General features: G+C 64.4%; 6 protein-coding genes. All 6 read left to right on the top strand.

The annotated features are described in order from the left end of the window. Positions 1-40: 40 nt before the first annotated feature. The 6 genes from KXR83_RS17205 (at position 41) to tyrS (ending at position 7945) form a co-directional block, all read left to right on the top strand. The gene (locus KXR83_RS17205; RefSeq protein WP_437425828.1) at positions 41-1237 is read left to right on the top strand and encodes an argininosuccinate synthase; all 1197 of its coding nucleotides are present in this window, start codon (positions 41-43) and stop codon (positions 1235-1237) included. After that, the gene (argH, locus tag KXR83_RS17210) at positions 1238-2641 is read left to right on the top strand and encodes an argininosuccinate lyase (protein WP_437425829.1); all 1404 of its coding nucleotides are present in this window, start codon (positions 1238-1240) and stop codon (positions 2639-2641) included. A gap of 86 nt (positions 2642-2727) precedes the next feature. After that, positions 2728-5709: an AMP-binding protein gene (locus KXR83_RS17215; RefSeq protein WP_437425830.1), complete on the top strand. Its 2982-nt coding sequence runs from the start codon at positions 2728-2730 to the stop codon at positions 5707-5709. Between the two features lie 32 nt (positions 5710-5741). Then, positions 5742-5981 (top strand): Trm112 family protein, encoded by a 240-nt coding sequence (locus KXR83_RS17220; RefSeq protein WP_437425831.1) that lies wholly within the window; start codon positions 5742-5744, stop codon positions 5979-5981. 27 nt (positions 5982-6008) lie between these two features. Then, positions 6009-6680 (top strand): DNA-3-methyladenine glycosylase, encoded by a 672-nt coding sequence (locus KXR83_RS17225; protein WP_437425832.1) that lies wholly within the window; start codon positions 6009-6011, stop codon positions 6678-6680. Beyond that, on the top strand, positions 6677-7945 hold the full coding sequence (tyrS, locus tag KXR83_RS17230) for a tyrosine--tRNA ligase (protein ID WP_437425833.1): 1269 nt from the start codon (positions 6677-6679) through the stop codon (positions 7943-7945). Before KXR83_RS17225 ends, tyrS begins: the two co-directional genes overlap by 4 nt. Positions 7946-8620 lie beyond the last annotated feature (675 nt).

Genomic DNA, 8620 nt, shown 5'->3' on the forward strand with positions numbered 1-8620 from the left:
ACCTACAACGCACGACCGAACTACAAGGAGTAACCCCCTCATGGCGCAGCGCGTGATCCTCGCGTATTCCGGCGGCCTGGACACCTCGGTGGCCATCAGCTGGATCGGTAAGGAAACCGGTAAGGAGGTGGTGGCCGTGGCCATCGACCTCGGCCAGGGTGGTGAGGACATGGAGGTGGTCCGCCAGCGAGCCCTCGACTGCGGGGCGGTGGAGTCGGTGGTGGTCGACGCCCGTGACGAGTTCGCCGAGCAGTACTGCCTGCCTGCCATCACCAGCAACGCGCTGTACATGGATCGCTACCCACTGGTGTCGGCCATCTCCCGGCCGCTGATCGCCAAGCACCTGGTGACCGCGGCCCGCGAACACGGCGGCACCATCGTCGCGCACGGTTGCACCGGCAAGGGCAACGACCAGGTTCGATTCGAGGTCGGATTCGGTTCGCTCGCACCGGAACTCGAGGTGATCGCACCGGTCCGCGACTACGCCTGGACCCGTGAGAAGGCCATCACCTTCGCCGAAGAGAACGCCATCCCCATCAACGTGTCGAAGAAGTCACCGTTCTCGATCGACCAGAACGTGTGGGGCCGGGCAGTGGAAACCGGTTTCCTCGAAGATCTCTGGAATGCGCCCACCAAGGATGTGTACTCGTACACCGAAGATCCGACCATCAATTGGCAGGCGCCCGACGAGGTCATCATCAGTTTCGAGAAGGGCCGTCCCACGGCGATCGACGGACGGCCGGTCTCGGTCCTCGAGGCGATCGTCGAACTGAACCGTCGAGCAGGCGCGCACGGCGTCGGCCGTCTCGACGTGGTCGAGGACCGATTGGTCGGCATCAAGAGCCGCGAGATCTACGAGGCTCCGGGCGCCATGGTCTTGATCCGCGCGCACGAAGAGCTCGAACACGTCACCCTCGAGCGCGAACTCGGTCGTTTCAAGCGCGGCACCGACCGCAAGTGGGCCGAGCTCGTCTACGACGGACTGTGGTTCTCGCCTCTGAAGTCATCGCTCGAAGCGTTCGTCGACCACACGCAGCAGCACGTGAGCGGCGACATCAGGCTCAATCTGCACGGTGGTCACATCGCGGTCACCGGTCGGCGCAGTGAGGAGTCGTTGTACGACTTCAACCTCGCCACCTACGACGAAGGCGACACGTTCGACCAGTCGGCAGCCAAGGGCTTTGTCCATCTGCACGGCCTGTCGTCGAAGATCTCGGCGAAGCGGGATCTGCGCTAGATGTCCACGAACCAGGGATCTCTGTGGGGAGGCCGGTTCGCCTCTGGCCCGGCCGACGCCATGGCTGCCCTGAGCAAGTCCACTCACTTCGATTGGGTGTTGGCTCCGTACGACATTCGGGCCTCCCAGGCTCACGCCCGAGTTCTCCACAGCGCCGGCTTGCTGTCGGACGACGACCTGCAGACCATGCAGGACGGACTCACGAGGTTGGCCGACGACGTCCGGTCGGGCGAGTTCGCACCGGCGGACAGCGACGAGGACGTCCATGGTGCGCTCGAACGCGGTCTGATCGAGCGGGTGGGAGCCGAGGTCGGTGGCCGGTTGCGCGCCGGGCGATCGCGAAATGACCAGGTGGCAACCCTCTTTCGGATGTGGCTGCGCGACGCCGTGCGGATGGTGTCGGCGGGTGTCCTCGACGTGGTGGACGCGCTGGTCGATCAGGCACGGGCGCATCCCGATGCGGTGATGCCGGGCAAGACGCACCTGCAGGCGGCGCAGCCGGTGTTGCTCGCGCATCACCTGCTCGCGCATGCTCATCCGTTGATCCGTGATGTCGAGCGGCTGAAGGACTTCGATCGTCGCGCCGCCGTCTCGCCGTACGGGTCGGGTGCCTTGGCGGGGTCATCGTTGGGTCTCGACCCCGAGGCCATCGCAGCTGATCTCGGATTCGATTCGGCGGCAGACAATTCGATCGACGCCACGTCGTCGCGGGACTTCGCCGCGGAGGCCGCCTTTGTCTTCGCGATGATCGGGGTCGACCTGTCCAGGATGGCCGAAGAGGTCATCCTCTGGAGCACACCGGAGTTCGGATATGTGACGCTGGCCGACGAGTGGTCGACTGGCAGTTCGATCATGCCGCAGAAGAAGAATCCGGACGTCTCGGAACTGACCCGCGGAAAATCCGGACGGATGATCGGCAACCTCACCGGGTTGCTGGCAACCCTGAAGGCACAGCCGCTCGCGTACAACCGTGACCTGCAAGAGGACAAAGAGCCGGTCTTCGACTCGGTCACCCAGTTGCTCCTGCTGCTGCCGGCAATCGCCGGGCTGGTCAGCACCCTGACCTTCGACGAGAACCGGATGGCAGAACTGGCTCCCGCCGGGTTCACGCTGGCCACCGACATAGCGGAGTGGATGGTTCGCGCGGGTGTGCCGTTCCGTGTTGCCCACGAGGTCGCGGGTGCATGTGTCCGCACCGCCGAGGAAAAGGGGATCGGGCTGCCCGATCTCACCGACGACCAGTTCGCCGAGATCCATCCGGCGTTGACGCCGGCGGTTCGTGACGTGCTGACTGTCGAGGGGTCGATCGCCTCGCGGGACGCGCGCGGCGGAACAGCCGGTGTGCGCGTCGCCGAACAATTGAACAGGCTGGCCGAGGCCGCAATCGGACACAGGGACTTTTAGGGTTCCCGCCGGGGGCGGCCGCTGCGGCCGGGGTAGAGTGTGACGCCAGTCACGGTCCAACCAGATGTTGTTTCTTAGGGGTGTTTGTGCGCGGCCTTCCGAACGTCAAGGAAACCCTTGATCGTGTTGTAGCCACTGCCCAGAATGGGCTGGAGGTCATCAGGTACGGCAGTCTCGAGACCGGGACCAGACCTGCTCCGTTCCGGATCGAGGAAACCGTTCCGATGTACCAGCTGCGGCGGTACTTCCCGGACGAGCCCGGCGACGGTCCGCCCGTGGTGCTGGTGCCGCCGATGATGGTGTCGGCCAACGTCTACGACGTCACGGCCGACAACGGGGCGGTCACAGTCCTCCATCGCAACGGTCTCGACCCCTGGGTGGTCGACTTCGGTTCGCCGGACAAGGTCGTCGGCGGGATGGACCGCACGCTCGCCGACCACGTCGTGGCCATCAGCGAGGTCATCGACTCGGTTCGGGAGGTCACGGGCAAAGACGTCCATCTCGCCGGGTATTCGCAAGGCGGGATGTTCTGCTACCAGACCGCCGCGTACCGCCGTTCCGAGGGCATCGCGAGTCTCATCACCTACGGCAGCCCCGTCGACGTCCTCGGTGCGCTCCCGCTGGGATTGCCCGCAGCGCTGGTCACCCCGGGCGCACAGTTCCTGGCAGAGAACGTGTTCAACCGGATCTCTGTGCCCGGCTGGTTGGCGCGCACCGGGTTTCAGCTCCTCGACCCCGTGAAGGCGGCGCGCAGCCGTATCGACTTCCTGCGTCAGCTCCACGACCGCGAAGCTCTGCTGCCCCGGGAGGACTCGCGTCGGTTCATCGAGGTCGACGGCTGGGTCGCGTGGTCGGGGCCTGCCGTGGCAGAGCTGTTGCGCCAGTTCGTCGTCCACAACCGGATGGTCGGCGGCGGCTTCGTCATCAAGGACCGTGTCGTCACACTCGCCGAGGTCAGCTGCCCCGTACTGGCATTCCTCGGCGAGGCCGACGACATCGGTCAGCCGGTGGCCGTCCGCGGGATCATGCGTGCGGCGCCGCTGGCGCAGGTGTATGAATCGTCGCTCCCGGTCGGGCATTTCGGACTCGTTGTCGGATCGACCGCCGGCACCCGCACGTGGCCCACCACCGCGCAATGGATTCGATGGCAGGACGGTTCGGCCGATCAACCCGAACTGATCGAGAAGATGCACGACAACAGCGACGCGCTTGGTGGCTCCGGTGTCAGCTTCTCGTCGCGAGTCGTCCATGGTGTGGGGACGGCCGCAGGGGTCGGCGCAGAGGCCGGCCGGGATCTGGTTGGTGCAGCGAAGTCGGTCGGACGCACCACCGATGCCGTGCTCCGGGAATCGGCACGTGTGGTCCCTCGGCTCGTGCGGCTGGGCCAGTTGCAGGCCCGGACCACGATCTCGCTCGGGAAGTTGATGAACGAGAACGCCCGACGCAACGGCAAACAGGAGCTGTTCCTCTTCGAGGATCGGGTACTGAGTCATCGTCAGGTCAACGACCGTATCGACAACGTCGTGCGCGGTTTGATCGCGTGCGGGGTGCGTCCGGGCGAGCACGTCGGTGTACTGATGCTCACCAGACCCAGTGCCCTGGTTGCGATCGCGGCACTGTCGAGGCTGGGCGCCGTGGCAGTGATGCTCTCACCCGGGAATGATCTCAAACAGTCTCTGCGGCTCGGGGATTGCTCTCTCGTCCTCGCCGACCCCGCCAACCTCGACGACTCTGCGGCGATCGCAGACCGGGTGCTCGTACTGGGCGGCGGCGACACCCGAACGCTGTCGCAGGCCGACGGTGAACGCATCATCGACATGGAACAGATCGATCCGGACGCTGTCGAAGTACCCACGTGGTACCGGCCCGATCCGGGCCGCGCCGGCGACCTCGCATTCGTTCTGTTCAGCAAGAACGGTGGCACCCTCGAGAAGTGGCCGGTGACCAACCATCGGTGGGCGCTCTCGGCCTTCGGAGCCGCATCTGCCGCAGCACTCAGCAGCAACGACACCGTTTACTGCCTCACGCCGCTGCATCACGCCTCGGGACTGCTGACCGCCCTCGGTGGCACCGTTGCAGGTGGTGCCCGGATCGCGCTGTCCAACGGGATCGATCCGAAGCTGTTCTCCGCCGAGGTTCACCGGTACGGGATCACGGTGGTGTCCTACACGTGGTCGATGCTGCAGGACGTCATCCAATGCGACAGCCTTGCCATCCAGCCGCACAACCCGATTCGGTTGTTCATGGGTTCGGGCATCAACACCGGGCTGTGGGAAGACCTCCTCGAACGTTTCCCGCGTGCCCGGGTGCTCGAGTTCTTCGCCACCGGCGACGGTTCGGCGATCCTGGCCAACGTCACCGGCACCAAGGTCGGGTCGGCAGGCAGGCCGGTGCCCGGTGTCAACGAAGTCGCGATAGCGGCATACGACCTGGGGGAGAGCCGTCTGATCACAGACGACACCGGGTACGTCAGGGAAGCGCGCGTCGACGAGGTCGGGGTGATGCTGTCCAAGGCGCAGCAGCAGTACGAGGTGGGGGCAACGGTGCTGCGCGACGTGTTTGTCATAGGTGATCGCTGGCAGCTGTCCGAGCACATGTTCAGACGCGATGCCGATGGGGATTTCTGGTTCATGGGCCACACCTCTTCGGTGATCCACTCGGCGGAGGGCTACATCTACCCCCAGCCGATCGTCGACGGGCTGTCGCGGCTGGTGCAGGTCAAGCACGCGGTCGTCTACAAGGTGGGGGAGCCCGGTAACCAGCTCGCGATCGCGGCGATCTCGAGGCAGTCCGACACCGGCTCACCGACGGGCTCGGCACTCAGACTCGCGCTGGCCGAACTGACTCCGGCCGAACGGCCGCACATCATCCGTGTGCTCGACAACATCGAGGTGACCAACTCCTACCGTCCGCGGTCGGAAGCCCTGCGTCAGGCGGGCATCCCCGCCGCCGGCGCGGGCGTCTGGTTCCGCGACGACGAGGGTCGGTACCGGAGGCTGACGCGGGCGATCGCCACCGAACGCGGTTGGCACGCCGGCGCGCGATCGGTCGCAGCGGTCGCCCACTGAGGTGACCGATTCGAAAAGGTACCGTTGACGCCGTGTCACATGAAGCCGGACTGAACCCCTTGTTGCTGACCTTGCTGGCATGCCCGCAGGACCATGGGCCCTTGCTGGTCATCGGCGACGAGCTGATGTACAACCCCAGGCTCCGCCGTGCCTATCGCATCGATGACGGCATACCTGCCCTGTTGATCGACGATGCGCGTGATGTCGGCGACGAAGAACACGAGCAATTGCTCCAGCGCGTCACTGCCACGACCGGTCCCTCGCCCAGCTGAACCTTGGCCCAACCGACTCTCTTCGACGTGGAGCGGCTGGCAGGTGCCACGCCGCTGCAGGCGGCTCGCCGTCTACTCGGATCGTTGCTCGAGGTGGAAGCCGCCGATGGCGTGGTGCGGATGCGCATCGTCGAGGTCGAGGCCTACGGGGGCACCCCCGACAGTCGGTTCCCTGACCCTGCGTCGCACGGATACCGCGGACCGACCGACCGGAACCGGGTGATGTTCGGGTCGGCGGGTCACCTGTACGTGTACCGGTCGTATGGCATCCACTGGTGCGCCAACATCTCCTACGGCCGGGCCGGACAGTGCGGTGGTGTGTTGATGCGCGCGGGTGAGATAGTCGGTGGCCTCGACATCGCCAGACTCCGACGCCCGACGGCCCGTGCTGATCACCAATTGGCCTGCGGCCCAGGCAATGTCGGGTCAGCGCTGGCCATCAGCAGAGAACTGAACGGGTCGGCCGTCTGCACGGGGGAGTCGCCGGTCAGGTTGTTCAGGGGCCCACGTCTACCGGCTGCCGCGATCGAGAACGGGCCGCGCGTCGGCGTCAGCACCGCCCAGGATCGTCCGTGGCGTCTCTGGGACGGGCGCAGTCTCGCAGTGTCGAAGTACCGGCGCGCCCAGCCGTTGCCCTCCGGGACGCGCACCCTCCGCCTATCGGTACCTGCGGCGGGTACGGAAGGATCGACACCGTGACCGATGCGATCCTCGACGAACTGACCTGGCGCGGGCTGATCGCCCAGACCACCGACATCGACGAGTTGGCAAAAGTGCTGACGAGTCCGACGACGCTCTACGCAGGGTTCGACCCCACTGCGCCGAGCCTGCACGCCGGCCACCTCGTTCCACTCCTCACGCTGAAGCGGTTCCAGCGCGCAGGCCACCGGCCCATAGTTCTCGCCGGTGGCGCGACGGGAATGATCGGCGATCCACGCGACGTCGGGGAACGCACCATGCAGTCAGCGGACACCGTGGCCGAATCAGCGCGGAGGATCAGGTCCCAGTTGGAACGATTTGTCGACTTCGATGATTCGCCCACGGGTGCTGTCGTGGTCAACAACCTCGATTGGACAGGCAACCTTCCAGTGGTCGACTTCCTACGAGACGTCGGCAAACACTTCTCGGTCAACGTGATGCTGGCTCGTGACACCGTGCGGCGCCGACTGGAATCCGACGGCATGAGCTACACCGAATTCAGCTATATGTTGTTGCAGGCCAACGACTATTTGCAATTGAACCGCGAGTTCGGTTGCGCTCTGCAGGTGGGTGGTTCCGACCAGTGGGGCAACATCGTCGCCGGTGTCGACCTCACCAGGAGGGTCGATGGCCGAGCTGTCCACGCGTTGACGGTCCCGCTTGTGACGTCGTCCGACGGCAAGAAGTTCGGCAAGTCAACCGGTGGTGGAAGCCTGTGGCTGGACCCGGAGCGGACCAGCCCCTACTCCTGGTACCAGTACTTCCTGAACACCGCGGACGCCGATGTGGTGCGTTACCTCAAGTGGTTCACCTTCCTGGGTCAGGAAGAGATCACCGAACTCGAGCAGGTCACCCTGGAATCGCCGCACAAGCGCGAGGCGCAGAGACGGCTGGCGCAGGAGATGACCACTCTGGTCCACGGTCAGGCGAACACCGACGCGGTGCAACTGGCGAGCCAGGCGCTGTTCGGCCGTGCCGAGTTGACCGAGCTCGACGAGAACACGCTGGCCGCAGCTCTGTCAGAGACCACGATTGCCGACCTGGCCGCAGACTCGCAGCCGACCATCATCGACATCTTGGTGGCGACGGGACTGTCCGAGAGCAACAAAGCCGCTCGCCGAACCATCGGAGAGGGCGGCGCGTACGTCAACAACGTCAAGATCTCGGATCCGCAGTGGCAGCCCGGTTCGACAGATCTGCTGCACGGATCATGGTTGGTGGTGCGTCGCGGGAAGCGAAACTTCGCCGGCGCCCGGGTCCGATGACGGCTGTTCATGCGGTGTTACTCGAAAACACCCCTCTGACCAGGCGATTTGACGCCACGCTCACGACCGCGTAACTTTCTTCAAGTCAGCGAGTGAGGCGCCGGAGAGCGAGAGTCCGGAGCGGCCAAGAACACCGACAGGATGTTTTCCTGAAGGAACAACGCTGACCGCCCAAGTAAGATACGGATCCACTCCGGTGGAGCGTTTCTGCGCGGGTGGCTGAAGGCCGAGAGACCACGGAGCAGCCGGAAACGGAATGTTGCGAGCAGGTTTCAGAGCTGATAGGCTGGGAGACCTGCTCCGGACGAGATTCGGAGCGGAACTTCTAAGCAAGACAATAACAAATGCCCTCCGGGATGGCACCTGATTTCAGGTGTCGAAGTCGGGGAGTGTGTGTTCTTTGAGAACTCGATAGTGTGTCGATGGATTGTTAGTGCCAATTTAGGTGCTGCATTTCTGTCACGTGACGAAGCCCTGTTCGGGGTTTGGTTGGTGGTGGGGTGTGGTGCCGGCATTAGTTAGATATTTTTTGATCCCATCGCAGGTTTTGAGTCCTGTGGTGGTGTCAGTTTTTGTTTGGTTGGGATTATGAAATCTCTTCAGGACATATTTTTTTGAAAGGCACCTTTTGGTGTTCTTTTGGAAGGTTTTCATGGAGAGTTTGATCCTGGCTCA

It is taken from the genome of Williamsia muralis, assembly GCF_051487485.1.
GTDB lineage: Bacteria > Actinomycetota > Actinomycetes > Mycobacteriales > Mycobacteriaceae > Williamsia > Williamsia muralis_B.

Bases quoted from the DNA above. Each gene is read 5' to 3' on its own strand.
- KXR83_RS17205 (WP_437425828.1), top strand. From the start codon at position 41: ATGGCGCAGCGCGTGATCCTCGCGTATTCCGGCGGCCTGGACACCTCG.
- argH (WP_437425829.1), top strand. From the start codon at position 1,238: ATGTCCACGAACCAGGGATCTCTGTGGGGAGGCCGGTTCGCCTCTGGC.